General features: G+C 36.7%; 20 protein-coding genes. 4 read left to right on the top strand and 16 right to left on the bottom strand.

Annotated elements, in window-relative coordinates:
- Nucleotides 1-37: 37 nt before the first annotated feature.
- The 7 genes from miaA to P1K33_RS07000 all read right to left on the bottom strand — a co-directional run bounded on the left by miaA (nt 38) and on the right by P1K33_RS07000 (nt 6,666).
- On the bottom strand, nt 38-961 hold the full coding sequence (miaA, locus tag P1K33_RS07030; protein ID WP_284652209.1) for a tRNA (adenosine(37)-N6)-dimethylallyltransferase MiaA: 924 nt from the start codon (nt 959-961) through the stop codon (nt 38-40).
- Between the two features lie 79 nt (nt 962-1,040).
- A complete protein-coding gene (locus P1K33_RS07025; RefSeq protein ID WP_284652302.1) occupies nt 1,041-2,402 on the bottom strand; it encodes an exonuclease domain-containing protein in 1,362 nt (453 codons plus the stop codon).
- 23 nt (nt 2,403-2,425) lie between these two features.
- Nucleotides 2,426-3,085 carry a YggS family pyridoxal phosphate-dependent enzyme gene (locus P1K33_RS07020; RefSeq protein ID WP_284652208.1) on the bottom strand — a complete coding sequence of 220 codons (660 nt, stop codon included), beginning with the start codon at nt 3,083-3,085 and terminating at the stop codon, nt 2,426-2,428.
- A 17-nt stretch (nt 3,086-3,102) separates the two neighbouring features.
- The gene (locus P1K33_RS07015) at nt 3,103-3,453 is read right to left on the bottom strand and encodes a hypothetical protein (RefSeq protein WP_284652207.1); all 351 of its coding nucleotides are present in this window, start codon (nt 3,451-3,453) and stop codon (nt 3,103-3,105) included.
- Between the two features lie 5 nt (nt 3,454-3,458).
- Nucleotides 3,459-4,676, bottom strand: coding sequence for a DUF1015 domain-containing protein (locus tag P1K33_RS07010; RefSeq protein ID WP_284652206.1), 1,218 nt, complete (start codon nt 4,674-4,676; stop codon nt 3,459-3,461).
- A gap of 73 nt (nt 4,677-4,749) precedes the next feature.
- Nucleotides 4,750-5,637, bottom strand: a complete 888-nt coding sequence (locus P1K33_RS07005; protein WP_284652205.1) for a 3-hydroxyacyl-CoA dehydrogenase family protein — start codon at nt 5,635-5,637, stop codon at nt 4,750-4,752.
- A gap of 63 nt (nt 5,638-5,700) precedes the next feature.
- Nucleotides 5,701-6,666 carry a Gfo/Idh/MocA family protein gene (locus tag P1K33_RS07000; RefSeq protein ID WP_284652204.1) on the bottom strand — a complete coding sequence of 322 codons (966 nt, stop codon included), beginning with the start codon at nt 6,664-6,666 and terminating at the stop codon, nt 5,701-5,703.
- Between the two features lie 156 nt (nt 6,667-6,822).
- Between P1K33_RS07000 and P1K33_RS06995 the strand changes: the two genes are divergently transcribed.
- Nucleotides 6,823-7,464: a protein-L-isoaspartate(D-aspartate) O-methyltransferase gene (locus P1K33_RS06995; protein ID WP_284652203.1), complete on the top strand. Its 642-nt coding sequence runs from the start codon at nt 6,823-6,825 to the stop codon at nt 7,462-7,464.
- On the opposite strand, the gene smpB is transcribed toward P1K33_RS06995, so the two are convergent.
- The gene (gene smpB / locus P1K33_RS06990) at nt 7,461-7,913 is read right to left on the bottom strand and encodes an SsrA-binding protein SmpB (protein WP_284652202.1); all 453 of its coding nucleotides are present in this window, start codon (nt 7,911-7,913) and stop codon (nt 7,461-7,463) included. The genes P1K33_RS06995 and smpB overlap by 4 nt on opposite strands.
- A gap of 58 nt (nt 7,914-7,971) precedes the next feature.
- Here smpB and P1K33_RS06985 point away from each other — a divergent pair, with 58 nt between their 5' ends.
- A complete protein-coding gene (locus tag P1K33_RS06985) occupies nt 7,972-8,202 on the top strand; it encodes a VF530 family protein (RefSeq protein ID WP_284652201.1) in 231 nt (76 codons plus the stop codon).
- Here the strand turns inward: P1K33_RS06985 and P1K33_RS06980 are convergent.
- From P1K33_RS06980 to P1K33_RS06965, 4 genes are read right to left on the bottom strand one after another with little or no spacing between them, the layout of a single operon-like run.
- The gene (locus P1K33_RS06980; protein ID WP_284652200.1) at nt 8,199-9,722 is read right to left on the bottom strand and encodes a hypothetical protein; all 1,524 of its coding nucleotides are present in this window, start codon (nt 9,720-9,722) and stop codon (nt 8,199-8,201) included. The two genes, P1K33_RS06985 and P1K33_RS06980, sit on opposite strands and share 4 nt — an antisense overlap.
- An 11-nt stretch (nt 9,723-9,733) precedes the next feature.
- A complete protein-coding gene (locus P1K33_RS06975) occupies nt 9,734-10,903 on the bottom strand; it encodes an ABC transporter ATP-binding protein (protein WP_284652199.1) in 1,170 nt (389 codons plus the stop codon).
- A 9-nt stretch (nt 10,904-10,912) separates the two neighbouring features.
- Entirely contained in the window at nt 10,913-11,473 is a 561-nt protein-coding gene (locus P1K33_RS06970; RefSeq protein WP_284652198.1) for a GNAT family N-acetyltransferase, read from the bottom strand.
- Nucleotides 11,474-11,492: 19 nt separating this feature from the next.
- A complete protein-coding gene (locus tag P1K33_RS06965) occupies nt 11,493-12,386 on the bottom strand; it encodes an aldose 1-epimerase family protein (protein WP_284652197.1) in 894 nt (297 codons plus the stop codon).
- Between the two features lie 61 nt (nt 12,387-12,447).
- On the opposite strand from P1K33_RS06965, the gene P1K33_RS06960 reads away from it, so the two are divergent.
- Both P1K33_RS06960 and P1K33_RS06955 read left to right on the top strand, forming a co-directional pair.
- The gene (locus tag P1K33_RS06960; protein ID WP_284652195.1) at nt 12,448-12,729 is read left to right on the top strand and encodes a hypothetical protein; all 282 of its coding nucleotides are present in this window, start codon (nt 12,448-12,450) and stop codon (nt 12,727-12,729) included.
- A gap of 320 nt (nt 12,730-13,049) precedes the next feature.
- Complete coding sequence (locus P1K33_RS06955; RefSeq protein ID WP_284652075.1) at nt 13,050-13,544, top strand: CAP domain-containing protein; 495 nt, start codon at nt 13,050-13,052, stop codon at nt 13,542-13,544.
- Between the two features lie 65 nt (nt 13,545-13,609).
- Here the strand turns inward: P1K33_RS06955 and P1K33_RS06950 are convergent, their stop codons facing one another.
- From P1K33_RS06950 to P1K33_RS06935, 4 genes are all read right to left on the bottom strand, one after another.
- Nucleotides 13,610-14,206, bottom strand: a complete 597-nt coding sequence (locus P1K33_RS06950; protein WP_284652194.1) for a 3'-5' exonuclease — start codon at nt 14,204-14,206, stop codon at nt 13,610-13,612.
- A 1-nt stretch (nt 14,207) separates the two neighbouring features.
- Nucleotides 14,208-16,124, bottom strand: coding sequence for a DUF294 nucleotidyltransferase-like domain-containing protein (locus P1K33_RS06945; RefSeq protein ID WP_284652193.1), 1,917 nt, complete (start codon nt 16,122-16,124; stop codon nt 14,208-14,210).
- A 243-nt stretch (nt 16,125-16,367) separates the two neighbouring features.
- Nucleotides 16,368-17,894 (bottom strand): DEAD/DEAH box helicase, encoded by a 1,527-nt coding sequence (locus P1K33_RS06940; protein ID WP_284652192.1) that lies wholly within the window; start codon nt 17,892-17,894, stop codon nt 16,368-16,370.
- Between the two features lie 77 nt (nt 17,895-17,971).
- Nucleotides 17,972-18,487 (bottom strand): DUF6155 family protein, encoded by a 516-nt coding sequence (locus tag P1K33_RS06935; protein WP_284652191.1) that lies wholly within the window; start codon nt 18,485-18,487, stop codon nt 17,972-17,974.
- Nucleotides 18,488-18,558 lie beyond the last annotated feature (71 nt).

Below are 18,558 nucleotides of genomic sequence, written 5' to 3'. Positions count from 1 at the left end.
TTGAGGACTCATTTTGTGGCAAAAGGTTGCGTAAGAATCACTTTGATAACAAAGAATTAATATGTTTTATTATTTGGTTTCTGTCTGTTAGATAGTCAAACCAGATGGCATTTTCCGTTCGCTTAAACCAAGTCAGCTGTCGTTTGGCAAAACGACGGGTATTTTTCTTTATTTCCTCTACGGCATATGCTAAAGTTGTTTTCTCGTCAAAATAATCAAATAACTCACGATAACCAACGGTTTGCAATGCGTTCAAATGCTTGTTGGGATATAATTGTTCCGCTTCCGCCAATAAACCTTCGTTGATCATAATGTCCACGCGTTGGTTGATTCGGTCATACATGATATCCCGTTCGGCTTCCAGACCGATGACAATAGGAGTGAAGCGACGCTGGTTTTTCTTTTGCCCAATAAAACTGGAATAGGGTTTTCCGGTGCCCAAACAAACTTCAACAAAGCGTTTCATGCGCTGTGGATTTTGCAGTGTTTGTTGGTTTTCAATAGATAGTTTTTGATAATAATCAACATCTAATTCTTTTAACTGTTGCTGAAGGTAATCAATTCCAAATTGCTCAAAATCAGTGTTAATTTGTTTTCTGATATTGTCGTCAATATCTGGAAAATCATCAAAGCCCTTGAGTACGGCATCAACATATAAACCGGAACCGCCAACCATAATCTGGACATTGTTCTTTTGAAACAATTCATCCAGTTTGGTAATGGCTTCCAGTTCAAAATCGCCTACGGAATAGGATTCAAAAATGGATTTGTTCTGAATAAAATGATGTGTCGCCGAATTGAGTTCATCCTCATTTGGAACAGCAGTACCAATTTTCATTTCCTTAAAGAACTGCCGGCTGTCACAAGATATGATATCACAACCAAAATGTCGGGCCAAAGCAATGCTCAGGGAAGTTTTTCCGATGGCTGTTGGTCCGATGATGGTGATTAAGTAGTTCAATGCGTTTGTTTTTAGCCCCGATAGTAGTGGAAATCCTCGAAGAGATTGCAACGAATAGCGGGAAAAAGCTCCTGATAAATTAAAATTTCACAATGCGTATGACCTTGTGACGCCTCAAATATCCTTGGATAATGGTTCGGGTATCGCGGTTGTTCTGCATTGGGATGATAAGGTTTTTGAGTATTTCAATATTGTTCACCTGATAGTTCAAGTCAAAAAAACAATAGCCTTTGTAAATTCCGTTTTCTATCAGTACTGCACTGCGTTCGTTGACATTTCGGCCTCTGTCGATAATGACCATATTGTTGTTGTCAAACTTCATTTCACGGATAAATTCTTCAACGCGCTCGTTGTACTCTTCGGGTGATTCCTGACCCAAACAGGCGCCATTGCATTCTTTTATCTTAAGTTGGAAACAGCCGTTTTTGGTATCATACAGACCGTTTATTTTCTGGCATAAATGATGCTCGGCGGTGATTTTATGCAAAAGATTTTTGCCTTCCTGAACAGAGGTGAAGGAAGTGATTTCTTTTTTGCGGCCATCTGCTTTTAGTACTCTTAAGGCCAAATAGCCATTGGCATCTTTTTCGGCATATAAGGCGTAATGAAAAATGGTTTTGCGTTGGGAACGGTTGTATATCGGTTTGTTGATTTTAATTTCTTCGCTTTCCTTGAGCAGCGCAATCAATTCGCTGCCGGTTTCTTCATAAGTTACGGCAAAGACATCGCGTTGCATCTTTTTGCTTTTGCCCGAAGTTCCGGTGAAATGTTGGTTGATGCGTTTTTTGATGTTTTTACTTTTACCGATATAAATCAAATCGCCTTTTTCGTTATGAACATAGTAGATACCGGTGCGAGTAGGCATGCTCTCCACTATATCGAGCAATTTAGGAGACAATCCTTTTTTGATTTCGGCTTTGATGAGACTGATAAGGATTTCCTTTTCGACATCTTTGTCCAAAATCATTTTGAACAATTTCACGGTGGCCATCGCATCTCCGCTGGCGCGATGCCTGTCGGTTACGGGAATGCCTAGTGAGCGAACCAATTTACCTAAACTATAAGATGCCTGACCTGGAATGAGTTTCTGTGACAATTCAACCGTACAAAGCGTTGGCTTGACATAATCATAACCCAATCGGCTAAACTCCGTACGCAGGATCCTATAGTCAAACGAAGCGTTATGCGCCACTACAATGCAATCTTCGGTAATCTCGATAATGCGTTTGGCCACTTCATAAAACTTCGGAGCAGAGCGTAGCATGGCGTTGTTAATTCCGGTTAATTTCACCACAAAAGGCTGAATGGGTTTTTCTGGATTGACCAGACTGATAAACTGATCCACTATCTCATGTCCGTCAAATTTATAGATAGCGATTTCTGTAATGCCTTCTTCATTAAATTGACCTCCGGTAGTTTCTATGTCGAGTATTGCGTAAATGAGCTTAAGTTTTTTTTAGTTGATTATCTTCCTCCAAATATACTACTTCCAATCCGAACCATTGTACTGCCACAATCAATTGCCAATTGATAATCGCCCGACATTCCCATTGAAAGAGTGTTCAGTTGACAGTTGTTAGTGTTCAGTGATTTGTTTTTATCAAAAATAGATTTTAAATGTTCAAATTCGCGTTTGATTTGTTCCTGATTGTCAGTAAACGTAGCCATTCCCATTAAGCCAATGACTTTAATGTTTTCAAAGGTTTTGAATTCATCGGAATGGAGTAATTCTTCCAGTTCTTTTTCGTCTAAACCAAATTTGGTTTCTTCCTCGGCGATGTGGATTTGGAGCAAACAATTGATGTTTTTTCTCCAGCGAACCGCATGTCGGTTGATTTCTTTGAGTAATTTCAAACTGTCAACACCATGAATCAGTTTCACATAAGGCACCATATATTTTACCTTGTTGGATTGCACGTGACCAATCATATGCCATTCGATGTCTTTTGGCATTTGTTGCCATTTCTCGGTCATTTCCTGGATTTTGTTTTCCCCAAAAATACGTTGACCTGCATTATAAGCTTCCATCAAATCGGCCACTGGTTTGGTTTTGGAAACCGCGACCAAAGTCACATGTGACGGAAGAGAGGATTGTATGTGAACAAGATTATCTTTTATAGACATGCTTAAACTTTTGGTTTTTAAAATTTAGTTTCTGTTCTTTCATCCTTAACGATTGCATTATAAATCGAAACAACCCAATCTTGCACTTTTAATATTTCATCTTCTTTACTGTTACCATTTATAAAAAAGAAATAATCAAAGTAAATGCTCCATTCAATTTCAACCTTGATATTGTTTTTAATGAAATATCCTTTTTCATAAGTATCAAAGAAATCAATGATATAATCAATTTCATCAGCTTTTAAATCTTTTTTGATGAAATCGGGAACTAAAGAAGCATTTCTGGTTAGAGTATCAATTCCTTGAGGAATGAACAAGATTCTTCCATCTTCAGATTCCTTATGGATAATTTTAAATTGATTTACCATAAATCCTAAAGTTCATAAACCATCAATCCACTTCTGAATTTGGGTTCGATATAGGTACTTTTTGGCGGCATAATCAAATTGTTATCCGCCAAAGCCTTTATTTCTGAGATGTCAGAAGGGTAGAGCATAAAGCCTACTTCAAATTCGCCTTCATCTACCAATTCTTTTATCGTTGAAATGGATTGCTTTCCCGGAATGTATTCAATTCGCTCGTCGTTTCGCAAATCTTCGATGCCTAATAACGGTTGCAATACTTTATCATACAAGATTTGAGCATCCAGGTTTTCTAAAATCGAAGGCTGTTTATTCTCCTGCTTATAAAACAATGCATAAAAACTGCCATCGAGATACATTCCAAATTCAAACTTGCTTTGCGGTTTCCATAATTCCTGTTCTTTGTCTTTAATGATGAAGAATTCAGAAAGCTTTTCCATAAAATCTTCTTTGGAATAACCATTCAAATCACGGATGATTCGGTTGTATTCGTAGATTTTGACATTGCTTTCGGCAATCAGGAAACTCATAAAATAGTTTAGGTTTTCATTGCCTAAATGTTTGTCTTCATCATACAACAATTCTGCGGAAGCAGAGCGGTGATGACCATCGGCAATATACAACTCGGGAATATTTTCAAACTGCTTGGTCAACCAGTTGATTTCAGCATCGGTTTCAATTTTCCAAAGTTGGTGTTTCTCTTTATTGGTTGTTGAATAATTGTAAATCGGTGCGCTTTTTTTCTTTTCTGCTATCCAATTGTTCAGCGTGTCATTGTCGGGATACGTAATCAAAACCGGTTCGGTATTGAAACCTGTTTGGTGTAAATAATCCTTAAAATATTCCACGCGATACTGCAAGGTATCTTCATGTTTTTTGATGACATTGTTCTTGTAATCTTCAATCGAAGTTCCGGCTACTATTCCAGTGAATGACTGTGTTTTGGTTTGGATTTCGTAGAGAAAGAAAACTGCTTTGTCTTCTTCCATAAAAATACCGTCATCCTTAAAATCCTGATATTTATGCGCCACACCTTTAAAACGTTTGTCCAGCGTGATTTTCTGCGAATACATATAAGCAGGATTGATCACGTGCAAAAAAGAATACGGATTAAAACTCAACCAGGCAGCAAGCTCAGCCGAACTGTAATCATCGTAATTTCTGCAAGTTACCAATGCCACTTTATCAGGCGTAGGGCGAACGGCTTTGAAAGGGATTATTTTGCTCATATTATAGCTTTTAGCAATTAGCTATTAGCTGTCAGCATAATCTAAAAAACTAACTGCTAATGGCTGACTGCTTTTAATTAAATTGCTTCGAAACTTTCTCAGCTTTTTTAGATTCTGAATAATCATAAAAACCTTCACCGGATTTTACGCCCAGTTTTCCCGCCATGACCATATTGACCAATAGCGGACAAGGTGCATATTTTGGATTTTTGAAACCGTCGTACATTACGTTTAATATTGAAAGGCAAACGTCTAATCCGATGAAATCCGCCAATTGTAATGGTCCCATTGGATGCGCCATTCCGAGTTTCATCACGGTATCAATTTCGCTTACGCCGGCAACGCCATTGTATAAAGTTTCGATACTTTCGTTAATCATTGGCATAAGGATTCTATTGGCTACAAAGCCCGGATAATCGTTAACTTCTGTTGGTGTTTTGCCTAATTTCACCGATAAATCCATAATAATTTTGGTCACTTCGTTTGAAGTATTGTAACCGCGGATGATTTCCACCAATTTCATAATTGGCACCGGATTCATAAAGTGCATTCCAATCACTCTTTCCGGATGCACCACTTGTGCAGCGATTTGCGTAATCGAAATCGAAGACGTATTGGTGGCCAAAATCACATTATGGTCGCAAATGTCACTTAGTTGTTTGAAGATATTGAGTTTCAAGCCTACGTTTTCAGTAGCGGCTTCAACCACTAAATCACAACCAACCACGCCATCTTTGATGTCGGTGTAAGTGATGATGTTGCCAATGGTTTTGTGTTTGTCTTCTTCGGTGATGCTTCCTTTGGTTACCATTCGGTCTAAGTTGGCAGCAATCGTTGCCATTCCTTTTTCCAATGATTTCTCGGAAACATCAATTAGTTTTACGGTAAAACCGCTTTGTGCAAAAGTATGGGCAATTCCGTTACCCATCGTTCCTGCGCCTATTACAGCAATTGTATTCATTATATGGTTTTAGTTTTATTCCGCTGCGCTCCATACAATTCGGCTACGCCTCGGGTGTTTTAGTTATTTTTTCATAGAATCAATAATCATATAAGCAACTCTCAAAGCTTCTGTTCCGTCTTCTAAAGGAACAATGGGCGTAGTGTTGTTATTGATGGCATCGGCAAAAGTTTCCAATTCATCCAGAATCGCATTGTTTGGCGATACTTCAGGATTGGCAAAATAGATTTGTTTCTTTTCGCCTTCGGCATTTTGCAAGATCATATCAAAATCGCCCGGAACTTCCGGTGCTTCTTTCATTTTTACGACTTCGCAAACTTTGTCCAGATAATCGACAGAGATATAGGCATCCTTTTGGAAGAAACGCGACTTGCGCATGTTTTTCATCGAAATACGGCTTGAGGTGATATTGGCAACACAACCATTTTCAAATTCGATACGCGCGTTGGCAATATCGGGTGACTGACTCAACACTGAAACACCACTGGCGTGAACCGCTTTAACTTTTGATTTTACCACACTCAAAATCGCATCGATATCGTGTATCATCAAATCCAAAACCACAGGAACATCAGTACCACGTGGATTGAACTCTGCCAAACGATGGGTTTCGATAAACATTGGATTTTCGATTTGATCTTTCACCGCTGTAAACGCCGGATTGAATCGTTCAACGTGACCAACCTGGCCTTTGACATTGTATTCCTTAGATAAAGCAATGATTTCTTCGGCTTCTTCAACGGTTGTCGCAATAGGTTTTTCAATAAAAACGTGTTTGCCCGATTTGATCGAAACCTTGGCACATTTGTAATGCGAAAGCGTAGGCGTAACGATGTCAATCACATCTACCGCGTGGATTAATTTGGCAATGGTGTCAAATTGTTTGTATCCAAATTCCGCTTCGATTTTGGCCCCGTTTTCGTGATTCTCATCGTAGAAGCCAACGAGTTCGTATTTTTCAGATTGTTGTAGTAATCGCAAGTGTATTTTTCCGAGGTGACCTGCACCTAAAACGCCAACTTTGAGCATAAAAAAGTATTTTAAACAAAAATAAATGATTTCATTCGAAATTCGATATTTGAACTTGAAAATTAAAGCAAAATATTGAAAAAAATGCAATCTCTGTTTTTGAATTTTTAATTGTCGATTTCTTTGCTAATTTTACCAAATAAATCTCTACCCAAATTGAAAGACACTAGCAAACATCAAGGACTTCGAAATCAATTGGCTAAACAATTGGAAGAAAAAGGAATTACTGATAAAAACGTTTTAGACGCCATCCGTAAAATTCCAAGACACTTATTTCTGAATTCGAGTTTTGAAGACTTCGCTTATCAAGACAAAGCCTTCCCGATTGCGGCCAACCAAACCATTTCGCAGCCTTATACTGTTGCCTTTCAAACGGAATTGCTGCAGATAAAAAAAGACCATAAAGTTTTAGAAATAGGAACCGGTTCGGGCTATCAAACAGCTGTTTTGTGCATGTTGGGTGCCAAAGTTTATACTATTGAAAGACAAAATGAATTGTTCAAAACCACTTCCGTTTTGTTACCCAAATTAGGCATTCGCCCAAAACACATTTCTTTTGGTGATGGTTATAAAGGCTTACCGAATTATGCGCCGTTTGACAGTATCATTGTGACAGCCGGTGCACCAATTATTCCAAAAGCCCTGATGGCACAATTAAAAATAGGAGGAAGGTTAGTTATTCCGGTTGGCGAAGACATACAGGTAATGACATTACTCATCCGAAAAAATGAAACCCAATTCGAGAAACACGAGTTTGGTGATTTCCGTTTTGTGCCTTTATTGGAAGATAAAAATTAGAATGATTTTTTAATGCGGTCGATGTCACGTTTGACGTCTTGTTCTTTCAGGCTTTCGCGTTTGTCATAGGTTTTCTTTCCACGGCAAAGCCCGATATCCAATTTGGCTATTCCTTTTTCATTAGTAAACAATTTCAACGGAATAATAGTTAAACCTTTAGTATCCATAGCTCTTTCCAGCTTTTTCAACTCGCGTCTGTTGAGTAACAGTTTGCGTTCGCTTTTGGCTTTATGGTTGAATTGATTGCCATATAAGTATTCATCAATTTGGGTATTGATGGCGAATAGTTCGTTGTTGTGAAACTCACAAAATCCTTCAGTAATATTGGCTTTACCCAGACGAATCGATTTGATTTCGGTTCCGGTTAAGACAATACCAGCCGTATAGGTTTCGATTATCTCGTAATCGAACTTAGCACGTTTGTTTAATATGTTAACGGTTTTCAACATCGGATGGCAAATGTAATAACAAATGAGGCAAACAGCAATACTTTTGTAACTTTGCTTTATGGAAAAGAATAACGCAAACAATCCGCTTCACGGCGTTACATTGCAAATGATTGTAGAACAGTTGGTTGACTATTATGGTTTCGACACTTTGGGCGAACTGATTAAAATCAAATGTTTTAACAGCAATCCCAGCGTAAAATCAAGTTTGACGTTTTTAAGGAAAACCGACTGGGCCAGAAAACAAGTGGAAGCGCTTTATATAAAAACCCTTCCAAAGTTTTCTAATTAGTTATCGGCTAACGCGCGCCAAGCTTTTATTTTTATCGAGAAGAACAACATCATGACCACAATAAAGATAATGTTGGTGCACAACATCAATTCATCATTTTCATCCAAAAACCTCAATACAGGATGGTCGTCATAATTGAAGTTGGAATTATAATATCCGCAGATGATTTTCATTATATGTACCGTCACAATATAAACCATTGGTATAAAAGCAGGAAGTAACCACAATAAACCGTTTAGTGTAATTCCGGATATTCCTTTTTCCGTTTTTTTGTATAGGACAAATACAAAATAGAAAAATAGGACCAAAGTGACTAGAATCAAACCACCAAAATAATAATATTCAGAGCTTGAAGTAGCGGCGCAGATGCCAAGTGCAATGTTTAAAACTCCCATGGAAATTAGAGCAATCAGCCAACTTTTTCCTGAGGTTACTTTAAACGAAAACACTACAATTGAAATGCCTATGGCAAAATAGATAAACCCTAAAAACGTTTCCAGTTGAATAGAAGGGCTAACATAAGTATAGGCTATTTTTTGATAATTGTACTCCAATTCATCCGCCGGAACGTAGGTTTTGTAATAGATAAATTTGTCTTTACCAATCATTTTAAGATATTGGTTTAGCGTATCTATTGCTGTTGGAGGCAAATCCGGGTAGGTAACCGATCTGGCATAATCGGCTTCATAGTTGTATACTTCGCTATAATAATCGCGTTCACGTCCGGCAATGATTCTTTTTTGAATAAATTTAGGAGCTGTATAGACTAAAGTAAACCATTGATTTTCGTCAATATTAGACTGTAGTTTATGCTCTTTTACCATCGCAAAAAAGTTTTTCATGACTACTTTGACAGAATCTTTTTCGTCATTCACCAACCAGTTTTTGACCTTGATTTTGGTTAGAGAATCCCATTTAGTATCAAAGAAAGAATAGTTTTCAATGCCTTTGTTGATTAATGAAGTTAATGAATACTTTTTGTTGTTGAATAAAACATGATCTAATTCTACAGGTCTCAATGTGTCATTGACCATTTTCTTTTCGTATTGGGCTTCATCAAAATTTTCTCCATAGAAAATACTGGCTTTGCTGAGTGTTTCGCATCTTTTTCGAGCCTCGTTTTCGGTATAATAACTTTTAATCCTGAGGTCATTTCCAAACAAAAAGCTGATGGTAAATGAACAAAGCATGAATGAAATACATAAAATCAAAAGCCATTCTCTGAACAGTGCGAAATTACTTTTTGGATAAAAAGCTTTAAAAGCATTGTTCTTAAAGTAATAAACGAGCCAAATGACAACGGACAGAAACGAAATTAGAAAACCAAAAAAGAGGATGATATCCTTACTACCGGAGCTGTAATTTTGATCTGTTTCATTAAAGTTAAGCGCGCCATTAATGTATCCGACAATAAGAAAAACGACATGCATCAGTAGGGCAAAGCAAGTCAAAGGAACCACTTTGGTATTCCAAAGCAAAGGATGATTGAGCAGTAAATATTTTTGAGTTTTTTTAAACATGAGGAATGGCTTTAGGAAACGAAGAATCTTCGGGTTGAGTTGGAAATATTTCTAAAATAGAGTAGAGGCACTTGTTTGTCTGAGATGATTTTCAGAAAATCATGTACCGAAACATGATCAGGGAAAGTGATAATGTAGGTTCCGCCGTTAAATTGGATGGAAATCATTCCGTGTTTGGCGAACAAGTCGCCCAATTCATTTTGTGCCCAACTGCTTTCAAATTCTATCACCAAATGAGTTACGGTTTCAACGTTATCTACTTTTGCTACAGACTTATCCTGGTGAAGATTTTTTTGCACACCATTTTTCAAAAAGATAACCTGATCTGAAGTTTTTTCTACTTCATACAATTGTTGAGAGCTCAAAACAATTCCCAATGGCCGGAAAGGTGATTTGGCAATAGCCCTGAAGTCTTCCAAAACAGTTTGTTGTGCGATGATGTCTAAGTTGGCTAAAGGTTCGTCAATTAATAATATCTTCGGTTTTCTCAATAGCATTCGGGCCAATTCGAAACGCATCTTGTATCCTGATGATAGGCTTTTCCAACTGTGGTTTCTGAATTTTCGCAGTCCTAAACGGGCAATGGTCAATTCGACAACCAATTCGTTTTCTTCAGGCTTGTAACCATAAGTAACCGCTGCAAACTGCAGGTTTTCAAGCATTGAACCATACCAGGTTTCTGTTCGCTGCGGAATATAGACCAACTTGGTTCTCAAGTCGTAGCTGTCTTTATAATTGAAATGGTATTTCAAATCACCTTGCGTAGCACATAATTCTCCACAAAGTGTACGGAGTAAAGTAGTTTTCCCGTTTCCGTTTTCACCGACCAAGCCCAGGATTTCTCCTTGTTTTAGTTCCATGTCAATTGGTCCGAGTGCAAAACCAGATGTTCCATAAGATTTCACCAACGCTTTGGTAGAAACCAAAGTTCCTCTGTTGGCTAATGGTTTTTTGGATAAGAAAGAATGCAAATCATTTAAAATGGCTTCGTATTTTTCCCTCTTTCCTTCAACTGTATTTTCATTGGTATCAACCCAATCCAGGAAGTCGAGTGTTTTTTTGTAATAATTGAGATCTTCTGTATCAAGTGCTAAGTCAATAATCCTTTTGGTTAAGATGACATAGTCTTCAAACTTTAAAAAGTTGAGTAACTCTTGAAATTGTTTTTCAAATTCGTTCATGAAATGGTGTTATTTTTTAAAGTTTCGTTTTAGCAGGGAATAGATGACGGTGTCCCAAAATTTTCCGTCCCAGAATTCGTTTTCCAAAATATGGGCTTCCTTTACAAAGCCATTCTTTTGCAATACTCTTTCAGAGGCAAGATTACCAGGGTCAATAATTGCTTCGATGGAATGCAACTGCATTTGCTCAAAACCGTATGCTACAACCGCTTTTATGGCTTCGGTGACATAGCCTTTCCCATTGTATTCAGGTAACGACATATAACCAATTTCAGCACGGTAATTTTCAGGTTGAATCCTGTAATGACCAATGATTCCAATAATTTTGTTACTTCCTTTAATGGTAATTCCCCAATTGATGCCAACATTACTAACGATTTTATCTTCAATCATATTGATATGTTCTAAGGCATCTTCTTTGGTTTTAGCCAAAGGTCTTGGGATATATTTCATGATTTCGGGATTGCCGCGAAGCGCTAAGACTTCATCAACGTCGTTTTCGTTTATTCTGCGCAGGAGCAAACGTTCGGTTTCTATGTTTTGAAAGGGATGGAAATTAATGGTAAGCATAAATTCGTTTTTTGTAAATTTATACAAATTCCATGCTAAAATTAAATTCTTTATAAGAATTACTTTCTAATAATTGAATTCCTTCTTTCTCCAGGATATTTCCATTGGCATTTACAGTGTCGGCGTAGCCTAACCAAGGTTCCAAGCAAATAAAAGGTGCGTTTGTTTTAGTCCAAATTCCAAAATTCGGGAAGTCATCAAACTTGAAATTCAGGATGGGTTTATCATTTTCAAGAATCTGAATTTGCTTTGACTTCAATGTTTTAAATACTAAAGCATCATTTTCGAATAAAGAATAAGAGAGAGGCAATCGATTGTTTTTCAAATCAATATGTTGTGTGTTTTCAGACAGCAAATCATTTTCTAAAGCATAGCTGACTAAATTCTCATCGGTTTCAAATTGCAGATTGTACTTTTCAAATCCGTTTTTCAATGCAAAAGCCGGATGGGCACCAATGGAAAAAGGCATCGTTTCAGTGCTCTTATTAATCACTTTATAAGTCACAATCAACTCCGATTTTTTCAAAGTATAAATGAGCTGTAATTCAAAATGGAACGGATAAATGTTAAAAGTTGATTCGTTATCTTGTAAAGAAAAAACTACTTTATTCTTTTCTTCTGTAATTAATTGAAAAACAAAATCCCTTGCAAATCCATGCCGGGATAATGAATAGATTTTGTCTTTGTATCGATAGGAATTGTTTTTTAAAGTTCCCACAATCGGAAACAGGATAGGTGAGTGCTTGCCCCAAAATTGGGGGTTTCCTTCCCAAATGTATTCCTTTTTTGTATCGACAGATTGAAGTGAAATGAGTTCAGCGCCTTTGTGGTTAATTGTGGCAGATAATATTGAATTTGAGATAGTTGTAGTCAAAATGGAGTTGGTGTTTTTTTTTGCAAAAATTTGGCTCACAAATATATTTTATTAATTTTATTCTGCCCATTAATCTATTTACAAACTTAATCTATGTATTATGAAACCCAACTTTGAATCTATCGATAAGGAGGCAATCCAGCTTCTTTCGTTTCCACAATCAGACGTACTTGAAACCCGGGAAGAAATCCAGCAAAGGCATTCCGATTTGCAGAGAGCTTTGGCATTAGGCAATCTGGAACATTCTAAAATCAGAATTTATTTTGAAGACAATCATTCTAAAAAAGTAGTGGAAACTACAGTTTGGGCTGTAACCGATCAAAGAGTTATTCTCAAACAAGGTCATTCTATACCCATAAACAGGATATATAAGTCAGCCTGATTTTTTAGAAACCCAATAAAACAAAAAACCACTCAAATGAGTGGTTTTTTTATTTCATACTATAACGTTAAACACAATCGACGAAATGCATATAAGTAAGAAAATATCTTATAATAAATATAAAAAAGTGCATTTCATCGATTTTATTTGTCACTTAAACGGTAAAAATGGTAGTATTGTCTAACCAAATCAAACAATACGTTCTTAAAAATAAAATCTATAAAGTGTTTGCCCCACATCTACTTTATTAAAAACTGTCAATATTAATCAAATAAAGTGTTTGCCCCACATCTACTTTATTAAAAACTTAACCTACTACTATGAAAGCAAAAATGTTTAGAGCATTGTTGCCGTTAGCAATCGTGTTCACTATGGTATCTTGTTCTTCTGACACAGAAGAATCTACTTCAGACAAGCAAGTTGTAACTACCTACAATTACAACGAAACAGAGTTAAAATTAGTAACGCTAATTAACAACTACCGTCAAAGTATCGGACTAAATACCCTTGAAGTGATCAATCATATCTCTTACAAATCGGAAGAGCATAACTTATATATGATTGATAACAATGTGTTCAACCACGATTATTTCCAACAACGTTCTGATAATTTAATCAGAGTATTAGGAGCGGAAAGAGTAGGCGAGAATATCGCTTATAACTATTTGACTGCTGAGAGTGTATTTGCGGCCTGGTTAAACAGCCCATCACACAAAGCAAACATTGAAGGTGACTACACGCACTTAGGAATATCAGTTACAACAAATCCGGACACCGGAAGAAAATATTACACTAACATGTTTATGAGAAAATAGTTTGATTATTGTTTTGTTTGATTTTGACAGATCTCTGAAAGCCCGTTCCCCAAACGGGCTTTTTGTTATTTAAAACCTAATCGTGTCTTTAATTTCAAAAACAATAAGGCAATGGCATAAGCATCGTCTGAAGCAGAATTTTTTTCGCTTAACGGAAGTTTGTAATGCTTGATCAAATCCTCAATGGAAAAAGACTTGTTGGTGATATCCAGTAACTTCTGGTGCATGATTTCAATATCCAATGCCTCATTTTTGAGTTTGCCACAATCCATCTTTTCAAGCGCTTCGTTAATCATTTCAATGTCAAAATGAATGCGGTGACCAACCAAAACGGAGTTTTCAATATATTCAACCAAGGCCTGAATGGCGTTGTATTCAGCCAGTTTAGGTAATTTACTTTCAATCAGGAACTCATTGGACAACCCGTTATCATGAAGGTATTTGTATTGCAGGATCACCACTTCAAAGTTGTCGCCAATTTTAATCATATCATTCACCACAGCCAAACCTCCAAAAGATAAGATTACATCTTTTTTTGGATTCAAGCCGGTAGTTTCAGTGCTTAAAATGATATACCTATTGGACTTCGTTTCAAACTTAGCCAAATAAGATTTCCAAAATTCGGGGTATTCCTTATTGATATTCTTAATCCAATCCAGCATATCAGGAGAATTGTGTTAATTGAAATTTGTCTTTTATTAATTCCTCCAATTCTCTCATTGGAGCTAAAGCATTCTTTAACTTTTCACGGTCTACTTTGGTCAATTCCTCAATATTGACAAATTGGCCGGAACTGTCATTCTTCAAACCTTCCAAAGTCCTGAATTTGGACAATATTAAAAAGGCATCGGCACAGTTCAAATAGATTTCTGAGAACTTAGGATCAACCAAAGCCAACTGTTTAAAACGGGAATAGGTATTGTTGATTCCTCTTAAATTCATACTGATGGCAAACAATCTGGCGCCGTCAACCAACGGCATGATTGCTTTGTTTTTGATGTCAAATTTGCCTTTATGTTCGCCTTCTTCTTCCAAATTGAATTTTTTGAAAAAGTTCAGCGGTGGATTTTTACGCAAAGCATCATTGCCCAAATAATCAAAGAAAAGCGCATTGTTCTTAGTGTTTTTGAAAATCAAATCAGAAATGGCATCTTCAATTTTTCCTTCACCAAAGGCAATTTCGTAGTCAAAAAAGATGCTGGCGATATCATTTGATGATTCTCCCGGTGTTTTCATCCAGTTGTTGTATTGTTTCATCCAGTCTGACAGTGATTTGCACCAAAGCATATTGCTCGCCATGTGTCCATTAGGGCAAAATTGGTAGCCCACTTTTTCCAGAATAGCAGTGGTTCTTTTGGCCAATTTCAGGAAATAATCCTTTACATCACGATATTTTTCGGGCGCAACATCTTCAAAAATCAGAATGCTGTCCTGATCGGTCAATAGCAATTGCTCCTTTCTTCCCTGACTTCCGATACTCAACCAGGCAAAACGCGATGGAGGAGAACCCAAATCTAAAATGGCTAATTCTACAGAACGTTTTATAATGGCGGTAATGATTTCACCGGTAATATTGTAAATGTGTGGCAGCGGAATGTTCTTGGCAATCGATGTCTGAATCAAATCGGTTAGTTTTTCACGAACCAATTTCAATTCTTTAGGCGATAGGGAACGCTTGATTTCTTTTATTAAAACGCCTGGATTATTGGCTTGAGCCACAATCAGGTCGTGCTCAGAGATAATGCCTTTTACTTCAGATTTATCGGAACCATCGGTAGTCACACACAAATGGCTGACATTATACTTTAACAATAACAATTGTGCTTCGGCAACTGAAACATTTTCAGGCACTGTAATTACAGGAGAAGACATGATTTTGTCTACTGCAGTAGAAATAGGAAAGCGGCCATTGGCAATCTTAGTCCTGAAATCGGTATCAGTAACAATACCGATAGGGTAATTTTGTTCAATGATAATAGAACTGTCCACAAGATTCTCGGTCATTAACTGCGCAGCGTCTTTAACGGCAGTCGTACCAGCAATTTTAAGCGGTGTTTTATTATAGGTTAAGGACTGAAAATATTGTATTTCACTGGTTTGATTTTCAGTGTAAACGTTATCGGTAATAAGTTTGCCGCGATTTTCCTTATCGAAAGGATTGCGCGTATTGGTAGCGAAACTTTCCAGTAAAAAGTCAAGCACCTGAGGATTCTGCGCCACAAAAGGCTTAAAAGTAGCAATAGGAATAGCATAAACAATACTGTCTTCACGGGCTTTGGCCGTCATCATGTAATTGTTTTTGGCAAAAAACGGACGCAAACCAAACACATCTCCGGCATAACATTTATTCAATAAGGTTTCTTCTGCATCAGCAATCACAGTCAGCGTAATAGCGCCGGAAGCCACTACATAAAAACTATCGTGCAGTTTGTCGTCAATTTGAAACAAAATTTTATGCTTGTCTAAATTAACAACACCAATATTGACAGCAACCTGAATCAATTCATCATAACTCAGATAATTGAATGGTGGATATTCTTTTAAAAAATTGGCAATATTTTCAGCAATTGAATTACTCATAGCTTTTATTTAAATAAATCTGATTGTTTTGACTTGACAAAAATAGTAAAGGTTTGCGCAAGATAGAGGTGATTGTTAAAAACATTTTAATAACTATGTAAAGATAGAATGCAGGAATTCTTAAAAATTCTATTTTACATAATATAAATTATAGTTTCATTTATATAAATTTCAAAGGACTTTTAATTTATTTGTAAATCGTTGTAAAATAACATTATATAATACCTTACTTCAATCGGTGTCTTAGAAATTTAGTTCTCTGAACTTTTTCCCGATGGCCAAACTTAATTTAGTTTTATAATCTTCAATCAGCCATTCACGATAATTCTTGCTGGTTTTTCCAAGACAACTCACAAATCGTTTGACACGGCTATCGATATCATCCGATAATAATTTGGATAACATTCTGGCGCCATTCAAATCAGATGAATTTTCAACGCACATTAAGGCATGTTGGTTTATGGATTTTTCGAGTACTTCTTTGGAACGCAAATTCAGTGCTGTATTCTTTTTGAATTCTTCTTCGATGTCCATATCTATTACCGCTGTTTTGGCAAACATTTTTCGGGTAGCTTCGGGCATGGTATATCTGAAACCATATTCAATTTCAGCATCATCACGAAGGCTTTCCAAATAATACTCAGGTGCTTTAAAGATATGCTGCCAATCTACCGGATCATTCCACAAACCAAATCGCAACGCATTGTTTCCTAAGTCGATAACCGTAAATTCATCTTTATGTGGCAATTTACGCGAACCACGGCCAATCATCTGAAAATACAAAGTCAATGATTTTGTAGCGCGATTCAGGATAATGCTTTCTACTGTTGGTTCGTCAAAACCTGTGGTTAAGATTCCGACAGAGGTTAAAATGGCGTCCGGAGTTTTTTTAAACCAATGAAGGATTTCTTTCCGATCTTCTGCAGAAGTTGTATTGTCCAAGTGTTTTATAGGATAACCAGCTTCCCTGAAAGTATCATACACATATAAGGACGTATTGATACCATTATTAAAAATCAAAGTCTTTTTACCTAATGATTTCTCGGTATAAGCATGCAGTAATTTTTCTTGCATGACCATATTCATATACAAATCATCGGAAGATTTTACCGTATAATCACCATTGATTCCCACTTTAAGCGAGGTCAATCCAACATCATAGCTATAAGTCGTTGCTTTGGCCAAAAAGCCTTTATCTATAAGTGATTGTATGGTGTCACCAACAATTAATTCATCATAATTCTGATGCATTGGCAACTTGATATTCGAGCTTAAAGGCGTTGCGGTAACGCCAAGAATAAACGATTTTTTGAACTGGCTGAGTAATTTTCGGAACGAATTATAATGGGCTTCGTCAATGATAACCAAACCCACATTGTCAATCATCAATTTCTCATCATTCAGACGGTTTTTGAGTGTTTCCACCATGGCCACAAAACAAGAATATTCATCTTGATCAGGCAAATCCTTGATGTTACTGTTGATGATTTTATTTTTGACATCGAAGCCTTTGAGCATTTTGGATGTCTGCTTGCAAAGTTCAATCCGATGCGTCAGCACAACGACTTTTTTATCGTGCTGGGATAAATAACGACGTACAATCTCGGAGAAAATTACGGTCTTTCCACCACCGGTTGGCAGTTGGTACAACAAATGATGATCACTTGGCGCGTTGTCTAAACGGTCAAAAATTTTGTCAATATCTCCCTTTTGGTAACCGTAAAGTTCCTTTTTCTCTTCAATTTCGGCATTAAAATCTTTATGAGACATGGTGATTTGTACAATTTTGCAAAAGTACAGCTAAAAAAGAGTTTATGCGCAATTGAATTAGTCTAAATAACAAAAAATTAATATTCAAGTCTTTCAACGACAGCCATAAACTCATAATAGTTGAGCCAATTCTGGGCAATAGCTTCGTCTTTGATAGCCACTACTCTACTTTTGAACTCATCCAGAACGCCTTTTTCAATCATAAAACTAACGGCTTGTTGGAATGAAGTGAGCATGCTTTTATAAAACAATTCCTGTTTAACAGTTCTTTCGGCAGAAAAGGTCTGTGCAATTTCGATATTGTACAGCATAATATCAGCAATGATAAAAGAGTCAACGCCAAGTGAAATAAAATGCTTGATAAATTTTTGCGCCACAGAACGGCGCATTTTTGATTTTTTACCTTTAACCGGGAAATATTCGTTGGAGATTTTAAATTTGGCTTCTCTTACAAGCTTGTCTTCATTGGGATTGAAAGCAAAATCATAATAGACTTTTACATCACTGAATTTGTGATACAACTCTATGATTTGATCCTCCAATTGTGCTTTGGAAAGTTCATGGAGGTATTTCTTTAAATCTCTTTTGCTCATATTCTGTTTATACCAACAAAAGTAACAGCTTTTTCGCGCTTTATTGATGTTATTACTTAATTTTGCTTTCA

This window comes from Flavobacterium terrisoli (genome assembly GCF_030167905.1).
Taxonomy (GTDB): domain Bacteria; phylum Bacteroidota; class Bacteroidia; order Flavobacteriales; family Flavobacteriaceae; genus Flavobacterium; species Flavobacterium terrisoli.
This window is presented reverse-complemented; position numbering and strand designations above follow the sequence as displayed.

What these genes read in the sequence shown, in the direction of transcription:
- P1K33_RS07005 (WP_284652205.1), bottom strand. Translation starts at nt 5,637, where the DNA reads ATGAATACAATTGCTGTAATAGGCGCAGGAACGATGGGTAACGGAATT.
- P1K33_RS07015 (WP_284652207.1), bottom strand. Translation starts at nt 3,453, where the DNA reads ATGGTAAATCAATTTAAAATTATCCATAAGGAATCTGAAGATGGAAGA.
- P1K33_RS06955 (WP_284652075.1), top strand. Translation starts at nt 13,050, where the DNA reads ATGAAAGCAAAAATGTTTAGAGCATTGTTGCCGTTAGCAATCGTGTTC.
- P1K33_RS07010 (WP_284652206.1), bottom strand. Translation starts at nt 4,676, where the DNA reads ATGAGCAAAATAATCCCTTTCAAAGCCGTTCGCCCTACGCCTGATAAA.
- P1K33_RS06980 (WP_284652200.1), bottom strand. Translation starts at nt 9,722, where the DNA reads ATGTTTAAAAAAACTCAAAAATATTTACTGCTCAATCATCCTTTGCTT.
- P1K33_RS06950 (WP_284652194.1), bottom strand. Translation starts at nt 14,206, where the DNA reads ATGCTGGATTGGATTAAGAATATCAATAAGGAATACCCCGAATTTTGG.
- P1K33_RS06940 (WP_284652192.1), bottom strand. Translation starts at nt 17,894, where the DNA reads ATGTCTCATAAAGATTTTAATGCCGAAATTGAAGAGAAAAAGGAACTT.
- P1K33_RS06975 (WP_284652199.1), bottom strand. Translation starts at nt 10,903, where the DNA reads ATGAACGAATTTGAAAAACAATTTCAAGAGTTACTCAACTTTTTAAAG.
- P1K33_RS07020 (WP_284652208.1), bottom strand. Translation starts at nt 3,085, where the DNA reads ATGTCTATAAAAGATAATCTTGTTCACATACAATCCTCTCTTCCGTCA.
- P1K33_RS06960 (WP_284652195.1), top strand. Translation starts at nt 12,448, where the DNA reads ATGAAACCCAACTTTGAATCTATCGATAAGGAGGCAATCCAGCTTCTT.
- smpB (WP_284652202.1), bottom strand. Translation starts at nt 7,913, where the DNA reads ATGTTGAAAACCGTTAACATATTAAACAAACGTGCTAAGTTCGATTAC.
- P1K33_RS06985 (WP_284652201.1), top strand. Translation starts at nt 7,972, where the DNA reads ATGGAAAAGAATAACGCAAACAATCCGCTTCACGGCGTTACATTGCAA.
- P1K33_RS07000 (WP_284652204.1), bottom strand. Translation starts at nt 6,666, where the DNA reads ATGCTCAAAGTTGGCGTTTTAGGTGCAGGTCACCTCGGAAAAATACAC.
- P1K33_RS06945 (WP_284652193.1), bottom strand. Translation starts at nt 16,124, where the DNA reads ATGAGTAATTCAATTGCTGAAAATATTGCCAATTTTTTAAAAGAATAT.
- P1K33_RS06970 (WP_284652198.1), bottom strand. Translation starts at nt 11,473, where the DNA reads ATGCTTACCATTAATTTCCATCCCTTTCAAAACATAGAAACCGAACGT.
- P1K33_RS06935 (WP_284652191.1), bottom strand. Translation starts at nt 18,487, where the DNA reads ATGAGCAAAAGAGATTTAAAGAAATACCTCCATGAACTTTCCAAAGCA.